We start from the raw sequence: 16625 nt of genomic DNA, 5'->3' as shown, positions 1-16625 counted from the left end.
CCGCACCCATGGCCCGCCTGCGGAAAAAATGCAGGCGGCAGGAACCACAGGTTCAGCCGAGAACACCCGGCATTCCCCGCGCGATGGTTTGACGGCTGCTTCGCGTTCTCCCCGGTGCTCCGGGCTTTCTGGCCACCGTTGCCCGCGCGGCGCGTGAGCGCCGGCACGGGCGTGACACCAGCGTCGGGGTGTCAGGACCACGCGACTTGACCGTGCGCATCGCTGCCGTTCGTCCGCGCGAGGTTCACTCGCGCGCAGCACCGACACGCCCACCGCATCCCGCACCCGACGTTCGTGACGACCGCGAAGCGCCCCTCGTGTGAGGCGGGACGGGAGAACGTATACACGAATTCTGAAAAAAAGAAAGAAAATTCTTTCGACGGGTGAGTGTCGGCGGAAGCGGGCGGGTATCACCCTCTTTGTGTCGCTGGTCGGACCTTCCGACAGCCGCGCGTAGAGCGGATTGCGGACTGAATTGCTCCGGTCACGCCGCGCAACGTGATCCTCGCCTCAGCCGACCACACACGGCACACTCGCAAACCCGCGAAACCGCACCCGGCCGCCGCGCACTGGCTCGCCCTCGAGCTGATAGTTCGGAAACCGCGCCAAGAACCGCCCAATTGCCACGGCGCCCTCCAGCCTTGCCAGCGCCATCCCTGCGCATTGATGGGCGCCGGTGCCGAAGGCGAGGTGGCGGTTGGCGAGGCGGGTGATGTCGAAGCGTTCGGGATCGTCGAACTGGGCGGGATCGCGGTTGGCAGCGCCGATGCACAGCGTGACCGATGTTCCGGGCGCCAACGCGATGCCGCCAAGCTCGACGGCTTCCGTCGTCATCCGATTGCCGAGCTGGTTGGAGCTCTCGTAGCGCAGGATCTCTTCGACCGCGGTGCGGATCAGGTTGGGGGCCTCGATCAGCCTCCTGCGCTCGGCCGGATGCTGGCCCAGCAGCACGAGGCCGTTGCCGATCAGATTGGTGGTGGTCTCGTGGCCGGCATTGAGGAGGAAGATGCAGTTGTGCAAGAGCTCCGTCTCGCTCAGCCGCTCGCCGTCGGCCTCGCCCTGGATCAGCCGGGTCAGCACGTCGCGTTCGGGATTGCCGGGAGCCGCGCGCCGCCGCGCGACCAGGTCTTTGAGATAGGTCAGCATGTCGCCGACCGCCTGGTTGCCACGGGCGAATTGCTCGGCCGACAGCACCGGCTCGAGCGCGCCGAGGATGGCGAGCGACCAGTCGCGCAAGGGGGCGCGCTCCTCGTGCGGCACGCCGAGCAGGTTGCCGATCACTTCGATCGGAATTGCCGCGGCGAAATCCTCGATCAGCTCGAAGCGGTCCTTGGCGGCGATCCGGTCCAGCAGTCCGTCGACCAGCGCGATCAGCGCCGGCTCCATCTCGGCGATCGCGCGCGGCGACAGCGCGCCCATGATCAGGCGGCGCACCCGGGTGTGCGCCGGAGGATCGTTGAAGACGAGGCTCGTCGTGTGATGCTCGTACAGCAGCGAGTTGCCGTATTTGGGCGCGAACTCGCGCTTCTTGTCCGACGAAAACGTCCTGGTTGCCTTATAGGCGGTGATCAGATCGTCGTAGCGGGTGAGGAAATAGGAGCCGTTGCGCATGCGCTTGACCGGGGCGTGCCGGCGCAGCGCGCGATAGGTCGGGTAGGGATCGGCGTAGAACTCCGGCGTCAGGCTCTCGAGATCGAACTGGCTGGCGAGCGCTGCGTCGTCGGTCATGTCTGGTCCTCCCGGCCGATTCTTGTTTTTGTCCCGGCGACCGTCGCACGGCGAGCGGCGGAAGAAAATGTGCCCGCCGCGGTGGTCTCCGCGCGGCCTTGCGTCCACCGATGGAGCGGTGCCCCAGATCCGCCGCTTTGAGAGGTATAAAATTGCCTTTGGCGCCGGTGAAATCCCGCCTGCAATTTCAGGGACTTGGCCGCCGACCCTGCTGCGCCGCGGCATCTTTCTTGACACAGATCAAGTGAGTATTTACTCACGGCCGATGTCCACTTTGCGCATGACAAGCGATCTCCGCAGGCAGCTGATCCTCGGTGCAGCCAAGCGCTGCTTCGCGCGTCATGGCTATGCCGGCACCACGACCAAGAGCGTGGCCGCCGCGGCGGCGATCTCGGAAGCGCTGCTGTTCAAACATTTCCCCTCCAAGGCGGCGCTCTATGCGGAGATCCTCACCGAGGAGTGTGAGACCGATCCGGATTTCGAGGTGCTGCTCAGCCAGGAACCTTCGACCGCGACGCTGGTCATGCTGATGGCCGGGATGGTCCGGCATTTCCTCGGCATTGCCGACGGCCCCAATGAGGAAGAAGAGCAGCGGCTGCGGCTGATGGCGTCGAGCCATCTCGACGATGGCGAGTTCGCAAGGCTGCTGTATACGAAGATCGATGATCTGATCGGCGCCAAGTTCGTTAACTCTCTGGACAGCGCCGTTGCCTCCGGTGACGCCGTGCGATTGGCGGCCGCGCCGCGCGATCTGTTCTGGTTCGCGCATCACACGGTATTGATGGCGGCATTGACGCGGCTTCCATCCATTCCCTGTGTGCCGTATGGAACTGCGGCGAGCTTGGAGCGCCAGCTCAGCGAATTCATCCTGCGCGGCATCGGACTGACCGACGCCGCCATTGCGTGCTACCTCGATCACGAATTGTCGCAACCTCCGGCCCGGCCGGCGACGGCAGAAAGTGCATGACATGAACATTGCGACGGAACCCAAGCTCTCAGGAAAGCCGGTCGACGGCAAGCCGCGCAAGCGCACCCGCCCGGTGCTGTGGTTCATCGTGGTTGGCGGCCTGCTCGTGGCGCTGGTCGGCGGTCTCGTATGGTTCAACATGTTCCGCGACAAGATGATCGCGCAGTTCTTCGCCAACATGAAGCCGCCGCCGCTCAACGTCAGCGTCGCGACGGCGAGTTCGGAGACGGTGCCGAACCTGTTGACCGCAGTCGGCGATCTCGCCGCCGTGCATCAGGTCAACGTGACCTCGGACGTCAGCGGCCGCATCACCGACATCATGTTCACGCCGGGCTCCACGGTGAAGCAGGGCGCGCCGCTGGTGCAGCTCTATGACGCGCCGGATCAGGGCGATCTCGCCAACTACAAGGCCCAGGTGACTGTGGCGCAATTGTCGCTTGATCGCGCCAAGCAGCTGGCGTCGCGCCAGTTCGGGCCGCAGGCGACCGTCGACCAGGCCCAGGCCGCCTACGACCAGGCCCAGGCCGGCATCGCCAAGACCGAGGCGCTGATCGCGCAGAAGCTGGTGCGCGCGCCGTTCGACGGCGATCTCGGCGTCCGCAAGGTCGAGGTTGGCCAGTATCTCAGCGCCGGCACGCAGATCGTGTCGCTGACCGATCTGTCGGAGCTGTGGGTGAACTTCACCGTGACGGAGAAGGACAGCGGCCAGCTCAAGGTCGGCCAGACCGTCCGCATCGGCGTCGATGCCTATCCGGGCCGGACCTTCGAAGGCAAAATCACCACGATTGAGCCGCAGATCGCGACCGACACGCGCAACATCCGCGTGCAGGCGACGATCGCCAATCCGGAGCGCATCCTGAAGCCGGGCATGTTCGCCACCGCCACCGTGGTGCTGCCGGAGAAGCCGCCGGTGCTGACGGTGCCGGAGACCGCGGTCGACTACACGCTCTATGGCGACTCGGTGTTCGTCATCAACGAGAAGAAGACCGACGACGGCAAGACCGCGCTGACGGCCGACCGCATCTATGTGCAGACCGGCGACCGCATCAACGGCCGCGCGGTGATCCTCAAGGGCCTCAAGGAAGGCGATCGCGTCGTCGCCGTCGGCCAGCTCAAGATCCAGTCCGGCGCCGCGGTCGCGATCTCCACCGATCCGCTGCCGCCGGTCCCGGCGAAGCCGCCGCGCTACTGAGCGACCTCTGATCCAATGCTGGGCCGCCCTGAGGCGGCCCGCCCGGACCTCATCTGACTTCTGCTGACGGGATTGCCGCGATGCGTTTCACCGATATCTTCATCAAGCGCCCGGTGCTGTCGGTCGTGGTCAGCCTGCTCATTCTGCTGCTCGGCCTGCGCGCCGCCTTCGTGCTGCCGATCCGGCAATATCCGAAGCTGTCCAACACCGTCGTCAACGTGACGACCGTCTATCCCGGCGCCTCCGCCGACCTGATGCAGGGCTTCATCACCACGCCCTTGGAGCAGGCGGTCGCATCCGCCGAGGGCGTCGACTACATCACCTCGTCCTCGGTGCAGGGCACCAGCACGATCCAGGTGTTCATCAAGCTCAATTTCGATCCGAACCAGGCGCTCACCGAGGTGCTCGCCAAGGTGAACTCGGTCCGCTACCTCATTCCGAAGGAATCCAACGATCCCATCGTCACCAAGACGACGGGACAGACGACCTCGGTGATGTATCTCGGCTTCTCCAGCGAGGAGCTGTCGGGCTCGGCGATATCAGACTATCTGACGCGCGTGGTGCAGCCGGTGCTGTCGACCGTCGATGGTGTCGCCGCGGCGAACATCCTGGGCGGCCAGACCTTTGCGATGCGGATCTGGCTCAATCCGGAGAAGATGGCCGGCCGCAACGTGTCGCCGACCGATGTGGCGGCGGCCATCGCCGCCAACAACTTCCAGTCCGCGGCCGGCCAGGCCAAGGGCTATTTCATCGTCTCCAACGTCACGACCAACACCGGCCTGACCGACGTCAACCAGTTCAAGCGGATGATCGTCAAGGCCAAGGACGGCGGCTTCGTCCGCATGGAGGACATCGCCACCGTCGAGCTCGCCGCGCAGAGCACCGACGCCAGCGTCGCCTTCAACGGCGAGCGCGCGATCTTCATCGGCGTCGACGCGACGCCCCAGGGCAACCCGCTCAACATCGTCAAGGGCGTGCGCGCGCTGTTCCCGGACCTCGAGCGCAATTTGCCGCCGTCGATGAAGATGAAGGTGGCCTACGATTCCACCAAGTTCATCCAGTCGTCGATCGACGAGGTCGAGCACACGCTCGGCGAGGCCGTGCTGATCGTCATCGTCGTGATCTTCCTGTTCCTGGCGTCGCTGCGTTCGGTCATCATTCCCGTCGTGACGATCCCGCTGTCCTTGATCGGCGTCTGCACGATGATGCTGGCGCTCGGCTTCAGCATCAACCTGCTGACCCTGCTGGCGATGGTGCTGGCGATCGGCCTCGTCGTCGACGACGCCATCGTGGTGGTGGAGAACATCCATCGCCATCTGGAGGAGGGCAAAGCACCCGTGCAGGCCGCATTGCAGGGCGCCCGCGAGATCGTCGGTCCCGTCGTCTCGATGACGATCACGCTGGCTGCGGTGTATGCCCCGATCGGCTTCCTCGGCGGTCTCACCGGCTCGCTGTTCCGCGAATTCGCGTTCACGCTCGCCGGCTCGGTCATCGTCTCCGGCGTCATCGCGCTGACCCTGTCGCCGATGATGTGCTCGGTGCTGCTGCGCAGCGCGGAGGAGGGCCGCTTCACGCGGCTCGTCAACCGGGTGTTCGGCGCGATGACGCGCTGGTACGGCCGCCAGCTCGACCGCTCGCTCGACTACCGGCCGGTGACGGCGCTGTTCGCGCTGACGATCCTCGGCCTCGTCGGCTTCCTCTACATGCACACCTCGAAGGAGCTGGCGCCGGAGGAGGATCAGGGCATCGTGTTCTCGATCACCAAGGCACCGAAATACGCCAACATCGACTACATCAACTTCTACACCGACAAGGTCGACAAGGCGTTCCAGAAGTTCCCCGAGACCGACCTTCGCTTCGTTCTGAACGGCATCCTCGGCCCGCAGGGCGGCTTTGCCGGCATGCTGCTCAAGCCCTGGGACGAGCGCACGCGCTCCTCGATCAAGCTGAAGCCGCTGGTGCAGGCGGAGCTGTCCAAGATCGAGGGCATCAACGCCTTCGCCTTCAACCTGCCGGCGCTGCCGGGCGGCCCCGGCGGCCTGCCGGTGCAGATGGTGATCAGCTCGACCAGCGGCTTCCAGGCGGTCTATGAGCAGATGGCCAAGCTGAAGGACGCCGCCCGCAAGAGCGGCATGTTCATCGTCTCCGACAGCGACCTCGAGTTCAATCAGCCGGTGGTCAAGGTCTGGATCAATCGCAGCAAGGCGAGCGATCTCGGCATCACCATGCAGTCGATCGGCAACACGCTGGCCGTACTGCTCGGCGGCAACTACATCAACCGCTTCAACCTCGAGGGCCGCTCCTATCAGGTGATTCCGCAGGTGCCGCGCGACAAGCGGATCTCGCCGGAATCGCTGTCCGGCTACTATGTCGCGACCTCGGCCGGCCAGCAGGTGCCGCTGTCGACCGTCGTCAACATCGAGACCGCGACCGACCCGAACTCGCTGACGCATTTCAACCAGCTCAACTCGGCGACCTTCTCCGCCGTGCCGATGCCGGGCGTCACCGTCGGGCAGGCGGTCGACTTCCTGGAGAAGCAGGCCAAGAACCTGCCGTCCGGCTTCAGCCACGACTATCTCGCCGACGCCCGTCAATACGTCCAGGAGGGCAATCAGCTCGCCATCACCTTCGGCTTCGCGCTGGTCATCATCTTCCTGGTGCTGGCGGCGCAGTTCGAGAGCCTGCGCGATCCGCTGGTGATCATGATCAGCGTGCCCATGGCGATCGTCGGCGCGCTGATCCCGCTGTTCTTCGGGCTGGCGACCATGAACATCTACACCCAGGTCGGCCTGCTGACGCTGGTCGGCCTGATCACCAAGCACGGCATCCTGATGGTGGAGTTCGCCAACGAGCTGCAGCTCAACGAGGGGATGGACCGCCGCACCGCCATCGAGACGTCCGCGCGCATCCGCCTGCGGCCGATCCTGATGACCACGGCGGCGATGGTCACCGGCCTGATCCCGCTCTTGACCGCGACCGGCGCCGGCGCCGCCAGCCGCTTCTCGATCGGCCTCGTCGTCGTCGCCGGCATGTCGATCGGCACCTTGTTCACACTGTTCGTGCTGCCGGCCGTCTACACCGTCATCGCCACCAACCACCAGGCCGCCGCCAAGTCGCTGCGCGCCCGGCAGATCGCCCAGTTCGACGCCGAGACCGACCACGCGCTGAAGGCGACGTGAGCGGGCAGTTTCTTTGGGGGGCTGAAGATCAACGGCGGCTGCTCCTGGCAGTCGCCGTTTTTGTCGGGCCGTCTCTTTCTCCCCTTACTGTCGTCACGGCCGGCGGCGCCCGCCGCGGCGCTCAGCACAGCGGCCTCTTAAAGAACAGATGGTCGAGCAGGATCAGCAGAGCGGCGATGCCGATGATGATGAAAAACGCGAAGGCGTAGTGCAATGACCGATGGAAGTGCGCGCGATAGGCGCGGGAATATTCGTCGGCAGTCACACGGCGGAGCGTGAACCAGCCGCGCCATTCCGGTGCATGGCTCGCCATCAAGACCCGCTCGCGAAACGCCAGCGCCCAGATCACGACGCCAGCCCCCATGTCGACGATCGTCAACAATCGCAGGAGATCCTCAGCCATTCGAGCTAGCATGGAGAGACCTCGCTCACTCCTCCTGCTGCGGATCGAGCGCGTCGCGCAGGCCGTCGCCGAGGAGGTTGAGCGACAGCACGACGAGGAAGATCGCAAGACCGGGCCAGATCGCCATCCACGGCGCGTTGGTGAGGAAGCGCTGGGCGGCGTTGAGCATGCTGCCCCAGGACGGGGCGGGCGGCTGCTGGCCCAGGCCTAGGAATGACAGCGCGGCCTCGGCGATGATGGCGGCGGCGACCGACAACGTCGCCTGCACCAATAGCGCCGGCATGATGTTCGGCAGGAGGTGCCTGACCGCGATCTGCAGGTCGGTATCGCCGACGCTGCGGGCGGCCTCGACATATTCCTCGACCTTGACGCTCATCACCTCGCCGCGGGTCAGCCGGACGAAGATCGGCGTCGCCGAGATGCCGATCGCGATCATGGCATTGCCGAGGCTCGGCCCCAGGAACGCCGCCAGCGCGATCGCCAGGATCAGGAACGGGCAGGCCAGCATCGCGTCGGTGATGCGGCTGATCAGGGCATCGAGGAAGCCGCCGCGGTAGCCTGCGATCATGCCGATCGGGACGCCGATCGCCAGCGCGATGGCGACCGAGATCGCTCCGGCCAGCAGCGAGGCCCGCGCGCCGTAGATGACGCGGGCCAGCACGTCGCGGCCGAGATCATCGGTGCCGAGCCAATGCGCCGCCGACGGCGCCTTGCGCACCAGCGCCCAGCTCGTCTTGATGGGATCGTAGGGCGCCACCACCGGCGCGAGCACGGCGAGCAGGATGAAGGCCGTGATCAGGCAGAACCCGACCATGGCGCCTTTGCGCCTCACCAGTCGGCGCAAGGTGCGCTGCATCGGCCGTTCGAGCGGGGCGAGGGCGCGTGCCCCGTGCGGAGCTGACAGCGTCGTCTCGGCCATCTCAGCTCCTCAGCCGCGGATTGACGAGGACATAGGCGAGATCGGCGATCAGGTTCAGCATGATGTAGACGGTGGCGGTGACCAGCACGACGCCCTGCACGACGGCGTAGTCGCGATTGAACACGGCATCGACGATCAGCTTGCCGAAGCCGGGGATCGAGAAGATCTGCTCGGTCAGCACGGCGCCGGACAACAGCGTCCCGAGCTCGAGCGCGCCCAGCGTGATCACCGGCGTCAGGGCATTGCGCAGCGCGTGGCGCAGGATGACCTGGCGTTCGGAGATGCCCTTGGCGCGCGCGGTGCGGATGTAGTCGCTGCCCAGCACCTGCAGCATCGCGCTGCGGGTGTGGCGCATCAGGATCGCGGCGATGGCATTGCCGAGCACGAAGGCCGGCATGATGGTGGCGGCGAGGCTGGCCCGCCAGTCCTCTGCGGGCGAGACGTAACCGGAGGCGGGGAGCCAGCCGAGCTGGATCGAGAACAGGAAGATCAGCATGATGCCGAGCCAGAAGTTCGGCGTCGAGATGCCCCACAGCGCAAACAGGTTGGCGGCATAGTCCCAGGCCGTTCCGCGCTTCACGGCGGAAACGATGCCGGCGGGAATGCCGATCAGGAACGCGATCACGATCGCCATCGAGGCGAGCTGCAGGGTCACGGGCAGCTTCTGCAGGATGAGGTCGCGCACCGGCATCTTGATGCGCAGCGACTCGCCGAAATCGCCCGAGAGCACGCCCTTGATCCAGTAGCCGTATTGAACGGGCAGCGGCTGGTCGAGACGATACTGCTTGCGGATCTGCTCGATCACCGCGGGATCGCGCTCCTCGCCGGCCATCACCAGCGCGGGGTCGCCGGGCAGGAGCTGTTGCAGCGAGAAGATGAGGATGGAGACAAAGATCAGCGTCGGGATGATCTGGGCGATGCGGCGGGCGAGGAACGTCAGCATGATCTGCGTCCCTCGCGGCAGTCACCCGGCGCGTCATCGGAAACCGGTCGTGCTCCCAGCGTTCCCTCCCCCACAAGGGGCGAGGGAGCGCAGCGCGCGCGAGGCGTCGCGGTCGCGTCCCAACGAAGGGGGGCCAAGTGACTGCTCACTTCAGCTTCAGGCCGATCACGCGCACCAGGCCGTCCGGCATCTGCTTGTAGCCCTCGAGCTTCTTGGTGTGCGCGATCAGGATGCGTCGGTGGTAGAGGTAGAGAATCGGCTCGTCCTCGATCTCGAGCTTGGTCAGCTTCTCGTAAAGCGCCTTGCGCTGGGCCATGTCGGTCACCAGCCGTGCGTCGCTGAGCGCCTTGTCGGCCTCGGCGTTGGCCCAGACGCTGTAGTTCTGCGGCGCGTTGCTGTGCAGGAACACGTAGCTGTTGCCGTCGGGATCGATCCGGCCGCTCCATGACAACATGAACGCCTGATAGTCGCCGGCCTCGGCCTGCTTCAACGAGGTCGCAAACTCCGTCACTCGGATCTTCATGTCGAAGCCGGCCTCGGCGGCCATCGACTGTACGACCTGGGCGGCCGCCTCGGTCTCGGCGCCCTTCGGTACCATGAAGTCGACCGCGACAGGCGTCGTCACGCCGGCCTCTTTCAGCAGCGCCTTTGCCTTCTCGACATCGCGGGCACGCACCGGGAAGGCCTTCTGATAATAGGGATGCGAGGGATTGCCCCACTGGTTGCCCGGCATGAATTCGCCGTTGAAGACCACCTGGTTGAGCGCCTCGCGGTCGATCGCGAGATCGAGCGCCTGGCGCACCTTCGCGGACTGGCTGAGTGGGCCCTTGGCCTTGTCCTTGCCGATGTTGAGCGTGATGCCCTGATAGCCGAGCTCGATCGCGGTCGACAGCGCAAGCTTGGAATCGGCGCGCACGTCCTTGATGTCGGTGGCGAGCACGCGCTCGATCAGGTCGAGGGCTCCGGACTTCAGGTTCGCCAGCCGCACCGTGGCGTCGACGATCGGCTGGTAGACGATCCTGTCGATGAAGACGTTGTCCTTGTTCCAGTAGTCGGCGAACTTCTCGAACACGATGCGGTCCTGCTGGACGCGCTCGACGAACTTGTAGGGACCGGCGCAGACCGGATGCAGGCCGAACTTGTCGCCGGCCTCCTTGGCCGCCTTCGGCGACACCATCATGCCGGCGCGGTCGGTGAGCTGGGCGATCAGCGGCGAGAACGGCGCTTTCAACACCAGCTTGATCGTCAAGGGATCGACGACGTCGACATGATCGAGCGAGGCCAGCTCCGGCTTGCGGAACGAGCCGGGGAGGGTGAGATGGCGGTCGAGCGAGAACTTGGCGGCCTCAGCGTCGAACGGCTCGCCGTCATGAAACTTGACGCCGGGCCGGAGCTTGATGGTGACCTCCTTGCCGTCGGCCGAGGTCTGCTGCGACAGCGCGAGCTGCGGCACGATGTTGAGCTTGTCGTCGATGTCGAACAGCTTGTCGCAGGTCGCGGCGAAGACGATGCGGCCGACATAGGTGCGGGCCATGGTCGGATCGAGAACGTCGGGGTCCTCGGCAAGGCCGATGCGCAAGGTGGTCTGCGCCTGCGCGACCGGCCCCCAAGAGGCGACGACAACGGCCGCGACCGCGGCCAAGCACCAGTTCCTCATCATCCGATGTCCCTCACGCGAATGCAGCCTGCGTTGTTGCACTATCAATACCAACCCCGATCACGCGCCGTGCTTCCGGCTCGGTCATGTCTGGTTCGCGAGCGCGGCGGCGATGCCGGCATCAATCGTGGCGCGATCCGTGATCCCTGCCGGATTGTCGCGCGTCGGCATGAACTGCCGGAACACGGCCCAATGCTTGCGGCTAACGCCCTCCAGTCGTTCGAGCTCTGCCAGCGGATCGGGGTGATCATCGACACGCAGATCGAGCTCGGACCATTCCTCCTTGCCGTGGACCAGAAGAGCGGCCGACTGTTTGCCGCGCTTGTCACCGCCGGCGGCCTCGCCGGCCTTCATGGCCGCGATCAGGCGCAGGGCGAGGGGCAGGGCGCTGTTGGCGAGAAAGGCGTTCGCGGTTTCGTTCAGCACCTGCGGGCCGGCCAGCATGTTGCCGGCAATCGAAAAGCCACGGCCTTCGAGATGGCCGCACCAGTCGATGCAGTCGCGGCCGGTGTGGGCGGCAATCTGGCCGTTGTGATCGAGGATGTGGAGCTGGCGGCTCTCGCGGCCGGGATCGGCAGATGTCAGCAGTTGCACGATCTCGCGCGGATGCCGGCCGTCGTGCAGCAGCGTGACGCCGTCGATGCCGTAATAGGGATTGACCAGCGCCTGTGTGGCGATGCCGCCGTGGCCGGCGACGATGAAGGGCACGCGCGCGCCGACGGCGAAGAAGCGGGTGGCGACGGCGATGCCGATCCGGCCGGTGAGATCGTCCTTGGCAATGATCGACCAGGTCATCGTCGCGTTGCTCTCTTATCGTCCGGCGGCGTAACCCTGCATGCCCCGTGGATTGGCCGCGGCGCGGCGGCGGCGGCCGACGCGTGAGGCCGCGGTGAGCCGGCCTTCCGACCAGTCCGGCCTGACCTCGACGACATGGCCGCGGCGGCGCAGCTCCTCGACGGTCGCCTTGGGCACGCGGCCCTCGACCACGAGCACGCCGGGGCGCGCGGTGCGCGGCCAGAACGAGATCGGGAAATGCTCGGAGTGCCACGCCGGGGCGTCGATCGACTCTTGCAGGTTCATGCCGGCATGGACGTGGCGCAGGAAGAACTGCGTGTTCCACTGGTCCTGCTGATCGCCCCCCGGCGACCCCCAGGCGACGTAAGGCTCGCCGTCGCGCAGCGCCATGCTCGGGGACAGCGTGGTGCGCGGCCGCTTGCCCGGCACCAGCGCGGCCGGATGATCCTCCTCGAGCCAGAACATCTGCGCGCGCGTGCCGAGGCAGAAGCCGAGCTCGGGGATGACCGGCGATGATTGCAGCCAGCCGCCGGAGGGCGTCGCCGAGATTATGTTGCCTCGGGAATCGATGATGTCGAAATGCACGGTGTCGCCGCGCACCTCGCCGAAGCGGCCGACGGTCGGCTCGCCCGAGCCCATTGCGCCGACGGCCTCGCGGCGGCCTTGGGCCTCGCGCAGCTTCACCTTGGCGCCGTAGCCGTCGAGCGTGCCGGGACGCAGCTCGAGCGAGGCCTTTTCGGTAATCAGCTTGCGGCGCTCGTCGTTGTAGGCATCCGACAGCAGCGTCTCGATCGGGATGTCGGCGAAAGCAGGATCGCCGTAGAAGGCCTCGCGATCGGCGAAGGCGAGCTTCGCGGCTTCGATCTGCCAATGAATGAAATCGGGGCCGGTCGGATCGAGGCCGTCGAGCACAAAGCCCTTGAGCAGCGCGAGTTGCTGCAGCAGCACCGGGCCTTGGCTCCAGACGCCGGCCTTGCACACGGTGTAGCGGCCGTACTGATAGGTCAGCGGTGCCTCGATGGTCGGCTGCCAGCGCGCCATGTCGTCGGCTGTCAGCACGCCCTTGTGGCGCGAACCCGAGACGTCCATCACTTCCTGCGTCCGGCAGAAGCGGTCGATGGCCTCGGCGACGAAGCCCTGCGACCAGGCCTTGCGCGCGCGCTCGATCTGCGCGTCGCGATCAGCACCCGCGCTTTCGCCTTCACTGAGGATGCGTGCGTAGGTTTCCGCGAGCTGTGGATTGGTGAACAGCGTGCCCGGCCTCGGCACCTCGCCATTGGGCAGATAGAGCGCGGCCGAGGTCGGCCAATGCGTCTTGAACAGCTGCTCCACGGTCTGGATCGTCGCCGAGATGCGCTCGACAAGCGGATAGCCGTCGCGCGCGTAGGAAATCGCCGGCTCCAGCACGTCGCGCAGCCGCATCGTGCCGTAGTCGCGCAGCAGCAGCATCCAGGACTCGAACGTGCCGGGCACGCAGGCCGCGAGCAGGCCGGTGCCGGGCACCATGTCGAGGCCTTCGTTCCTGTAGTGCGCGATGGTGGCGCCTGATGGCGCCGGGCCCTGGCCGCAGATCACCTCGGTGCGCCCGCGCCTGACGTCGTGCAGGATGATCGGCACGTCGCCGCCAGGACCGTTCAAATGCGGCTCCACCACCTGCAGGGTGAAGGCCGCCGCGACGCCGGCGTCGAAGGCGTTGCCGCCGCGCTCCAGCATCGCCATGCCCACCGCGGTGGCGAGCCAGTGCGTGGAGGTGACGACGCCGAAGGTGCCGTCGATCTCGGGGCGGGTCGTGAAGGGATCGGGGTTGATGAAGCTCATGTGACTTTCATTCTGATGATCGGTCCGTCCGCACCACGACTCGTTGCCTCATGCAGGAACGGCCGCGCTCGCCGGCTGGTTCACCGCATGGCAGGCCACGCCGCCGATGAGTTCGGGCGACTGCTGCCGACAGAGATCGAATGCAAGGGGACAGCGTGGGTTGAAGGTGCAGCCCGAGGGCGGATTGATCGGGTTCGGGATCTCGCCTTTGACCGGAATGCGCTGGCGGCCGGACATCGACAGGTCCGGCACTGCGCCGAGCAGCATCTTGGTGTAGGGCATGCGCGGGTCGCTGAACAGCGTGCGGCCATCGGCGATCTCGACGATGCGGCCGAGATACATCACGCCGATGCGGCTCGCCATGTGGCGGACGACTGCGAGATTGTGGCTGATGAACAGATAGGTCAGGCCGAACTTGTCCTGCAAATCGCGCATCAGATTGAGGATCTGCGCCTGCACGGAGACGTCGAGCGCCGAGGTCGGCTCGTCGCAGACGATGAACTCGGCCTCGGAGGCGAGCGCGCGCGCGATGGCGATGCGCTGACGCTGCCCGCCAGAGAATTCGTGCGGGAATTTCTGGCCGTCGTCGGGATGCAGGCCGACCAGCGTCAGCAACTCGCCGACGCGGTCCTTGATCTGGCGCTCACCCTCGATGATGTCAAAGGCGCGGAGCGGCTCGGCGATGATGCTATCGACGCGGAAGCGCGGATTAAGGCTCGCGTAAGGATCCTGGAACACCATCTGGATGCGGCGGCGCAGCTTGCGCCGCACCTGGGCCTGGCGCGCTTCGCTCATCGACACGCCGTCGATGATGACCTCGCCCGACGTCGGCGCCAGCAGCCCGACCACCATGCGCGCGACCGTGGTCTTGCCAGAACCGGATTCGCCGACCAGCGCGAAGGTCTCGCCCTTCCTGATGCCGAAGCTGACGCCGTCGACCGCCTTCAGGAACTCCTGCGGCTGACGCTCGATCACGCGGTTGAGCCAGGGTTTCGAGACGTCGAAGACCCGGCGCAGGTTCTTGACCTCGACGAAATCGGTCATGCCGCGGTCTCCGTCGCGCGATCGTACAGATGACAGGCGACGGCCTGCGTGCCCTGGCGCAGCGGCTCCGGCCGGTCGACGCGGCAGCGGTCGAAGGCGAAGCTGCAGCGCGGATTGAACGAGCAGCCGGGCGGGATCGCGGACAGCCGCGGCATCGAGCCTGGGATCTGCACCAGCCGCTTCTCCTCGCCCGCGAGCGTCGGGATCGCGCCCATCAGCCCCTTGGCGTAGGGGTGCAGCGGGTTGTTGATCACCTCCTGCACCGGGCCGATCTCGGCGACGCGGCCGGCATACATCACGGCGACGCGGTCGCAGGTCTCGGCGATCACGCCCATGTCGTGGGTCACCAGCATCACGGCGGTGCCGTGGTCGCGGCCGAGCCGCTTGATCAGCGAGATGATTTGCGCCTGCACGGAGACGTCCAGCGCGGTGGTCGGCTCGTCTGCGATGATCAGCTCCGGCTCGGCGCACAGCGCCAGCGCGATCACGACACGCTGGCGCATGCCGCCGGAGAATTCGTGCGGATAGCCGTCGATGCGCTTCTCGGGCGCCGATATGCCGACCTCGGCGAGCAGGTCGATGGCTCGCTTGCGCGCCTGCTGCTCGGTGAGGTTGGTGTGGGTCCTGATGGTCTCGATGATCTGGTCGCCGACGCGATACAGCGGATTGAGCGAGGTCAGCGGATCCTGGAAGATCATGCCGATGCGCCTGCCGCGCACCTTGCGCATCTCCTCCGGCGGCAGGTTGTCGATCCGCAGGCCGGAGAGCTGGATCTCGCCGCCGGAGATGCGGCCCGGAGGATCGATCAGGCCGATCACGGCGAGGCCGGTGACGGATTTGCCGGCACCGGATTCGCCGACGACGCCGAGCACCTCGCCCTTGGCGATGTCGTAGGAGACGCCGTCGATCGCGCGCAGGGTGCCGCGCCGGGTCGCGAACTCGACCTGCAGGTTGCGCACGGACAGAACGGGGGCGGTCATGAGCTCAAGCCTCGGAAGGACGCATTCACGCGGGTCATCGCAGTTTCGGGTTGAGGGCGTCGCGCAGCCAGTCGCCGAGCAGGTTGATGGCGAGGATCAGTCCGGCCAAAGCGATGCCGGGGAAGGCAACGATCCACCATTCGCCGGCGAACAGATAGTTGTTGCCGATCCGGATCAGGGTCCCGAGCGACGGCATCGTTTCGGGCATGCCGGAGCCGAGGAACGACAAGGTCGCCTCGGTGATGATCGCCAGCGCGAGGTTGATGGTGGCGATCACCAGCACGGGACCGGTGGTGTTGGGCAGCACGTGGCGCAGCATGATGACGGGCGCGGGCAGGCCGATCAGTTGTGCCGCGGCGACGTAGTCCTTGTTCTTCTCGACCAGCACTGAGCTCCGCACCGTGCGCGCATATTGTACCCAGAAGGAGAGGCCGATCGCCAGCACGAGCACGACCAGCATGCTGAGCCAGTCCAGCCGGTTGCCGGACACCGACTTGGCGATGCCGTTGACCAGCAGCGCAATCAGGATCGGCGGAAAGGTGAGCTGGACGTCCGCGATGCGCATGATCACTGTGTCGACCCGGCCGCCGAAATAGCCGGCGATCAGGCCGAGGCCGATGCCGAGCGCGCCGGAAAAGGCGACGCCGAGAATGCCGACCAGGAGTGAGATGCGCAGGCCGTAGAGGATGGCCGAGAGCACGTCGCGGCCCTGCTCGTCGGTGCCGAGCAAGAACGGGCTCTGTCCGTCGGCGGTCCACAGCGGCGAAATCCGCGAGTTCAACAGCTGCAATTGGGCCGGGTCGAACGGGTTCTGCGGCGACAGCAGCGGCGCGAAGATCGCCAGCAGGAAGAACAGCAGCGTGATCACGGCCGCGGCGACCGTCAGCTTGGAGCGGCGGAACGAGTAGAACAGGTCGCTCGCAAGCGCACGCTTCAGCCATCCGTCGGCGGCGCGCGGCGTCTCGACGGGCGTGGGGTGGGGAAGGGCTGCGTCGCTCAT

Annotated in this window: 13 protein-coding genes; 3 read left to right on the top strand and 10 right to left on the bottom strand. The window is 66.2% G+C overall.

The window, feature by feature from the left end:
- Positions 1-510 precede the first annotated feature (510 nt).
- Positions 511-1728, bottom strand: coding sequence for a cytochrome P450 (locus ACQR0W_RS02310; protein ID WP_316170597.1), 1218 nt, complete (start codon positions 1726-1728; stop codon positions 511-513).
- 280 nt (positions 1729-2008) lie between these two features.
- Between ACQR0W_RS02310 and ACQR0W_RS02305 the strand changes: the two genes are divergently transcribed.
- The 3 genes from ACQR0W_RS02305 to ACQR0W_RS02295 all read left to right on the top strand — a co-directional run bounded on the left by ACQR0W_RS02305 (position 2009) and on the right by ACQR0W_RS02295 (position 7066).
- Positions 2009-2695 (top strand): TetR/AcrR family transcriptional regulator, encoded by a 687-nt coding sequence (locus ACQR0W_RS02305; protein WP_315715751.1) that lies wholly within the window; start codon positions 2009-2011, stop codon positions 2693-2695.
- A 1-nt stretch (position 2696) separates the two neighbouring features.
- Positions 2697-3887 carry an efflux RND transporter periplasmic adaptor subunit gene (locus ACQR0W_RS02300; protein ID WP_316170596.1) on the top strand — a complete coding sequence of 397 codons (1191 nt, stop codon included), beginning with the start codon at positions 2697-2699 and terminating at the stop codon, positions 3885-3887.
- An 80-nt stretch (positions 3888-3967) separates the two neighbouring features.
- The gene (locus tag ACQR0W_RS02295) at positions 3968-7066 is read left to right on the top strand and encodes a MexW/MexI family multidrug efflux RND transporter permease subunit (RefSeq protein ID WP_316186857.1); all 3099 of its coding nucleotides are present in this window, start codon (positions 3968-3970) and stop codon (positions 7064-7066) included.
- Positions 7067-7187: 121 nt separating this feature from the next.
- On the opposite strand, the gene ACQR0W_RS02290 is transcribed toward ACQR0W_RS02295, so the two are convergent.
- The 9 genes from ACQR0W_RS02290 to ACQR0W_RS02250 all read right to left on the bottom strand — a co-directional run bounded on the left by ACQR0W_RS02290 (position 7188) and on the right by ACQR0W_RS02250 (position 16625).
- A complete protein-coding gene (locus ACQR0W_RS02290; protein WP_315776418.1) occupies positions 7188-7469 on the bottom strand; it encodes a hypothetical protein in 282 nt (93 codons plus the stop codon).
- Between the two features lie 25 nt (positions 7470-7494).
- Positions 7495-8325 (bottom strand): ABC transporter permease, encoded by an 831-nt coding sequence (locus tag ACQR0W_RS02285; protein WP_316186884.1) that lies wholly within the window; start codon positions 8323-8325, stop codon positions 7495-7497.
- 64 nt (positions 8326-8389) lie between these two features.
- Positions 8390-9331 (bottom strand): ABC transporter permease, encoded by a 942-nt coding sequence (locus ACQR0W_RS02280; protein ID WP_315715755.1) that lies wholly within the window; start codon positions 9329-9331, stop codon positions 8390-8392.
- Positions 9332-9476: 145 nt separating this feature from the next.
- Positions 9477-10988, bottom strand: coding sequence for an ABC transporter substrate-binding protein (locus ACQR0W_RS02275; RefSeq protein WP_316186856.1), 1512 nt, complete (start codon positions 10986-10988; stop codon positions 9477-9479).
- Positions 10989-11072: 84 nt separating this feature from the next.
- Positions 11073-11783 (bottom strand): DUF1028 domain-containing protein, encoded by a 711-nt coding sequence (locus ACQR0W_RS02270; protein ID WP_316186855.1) that lies wholly within the window; start codon positions 11781-11783, stop codon positions 11073-11075.
- A 15-nt stretch (positions 11784-11798) separates the two neighbouring features.
- Positions 11799-13601 carry a gamma-glutamyltransferase family protein gene (locus ACQR0W_RS02265; protein WP_434840564.1) on the bottom strand — a complete coding sequence of 601 codons (1803 nt, stop codon included), beginning with the start codon at positions 13599-13601 and terminating at the stop codon, positions 11799-11801.
- Between the two features lie 48 nt (positions 13602-13649).
- Complete coding sequence (locus ACQR0W_RS02260) at positions 13650-14645, bottom strand: ABC transporter ATP-binding protein (RefSeq protein ID WP_316186853.1); 996 nt, start codon at positions 14643-14645, stop codon at positions 13650-13652.
- The gene (locus tag ACQR0W_RS02255) at positions 14642-15625 is read right to left on the bottom strand and encodes an ABC transporter ATP-binding protein (protein ID WP_315826390.1); all 984 of its coding nucleotides are present in this window, start codon (positions 15623-15625) and stop codon (positions 14642-14644) included. The genes ACQR0W_RS02260 and ACQR0W_RS02255 overlap by 4 nt, the downstream gene beginning before the upstream one ends.
- 34 nt (positions 15626-15659) lie before the next feature.
- Complete coding sequence (locus tag ACQR0W_RS02250) at positions 15660-16625, bottom strand: ABC transporter permease (RefSeq protein ID WP_315715760.1); 966 nt, start codon at positions 16623-16625, stop codon at positions 15660-15662.

Origin of the sequence: Bradyrhizobium sp. HKCCYLRH1034 (assembly GCF_051168375.1) — a bacterium.
Taxonomy (GTDB): domain Bacteria; phylum Pseudomonadota; class Alphaproteobacteria; order Rhizobiales; family Xanthobacteraceae; genus Bradyrhizobium.
This window is presented reverse-complemented; position numbering and strand designations above follow the sequence as displayed.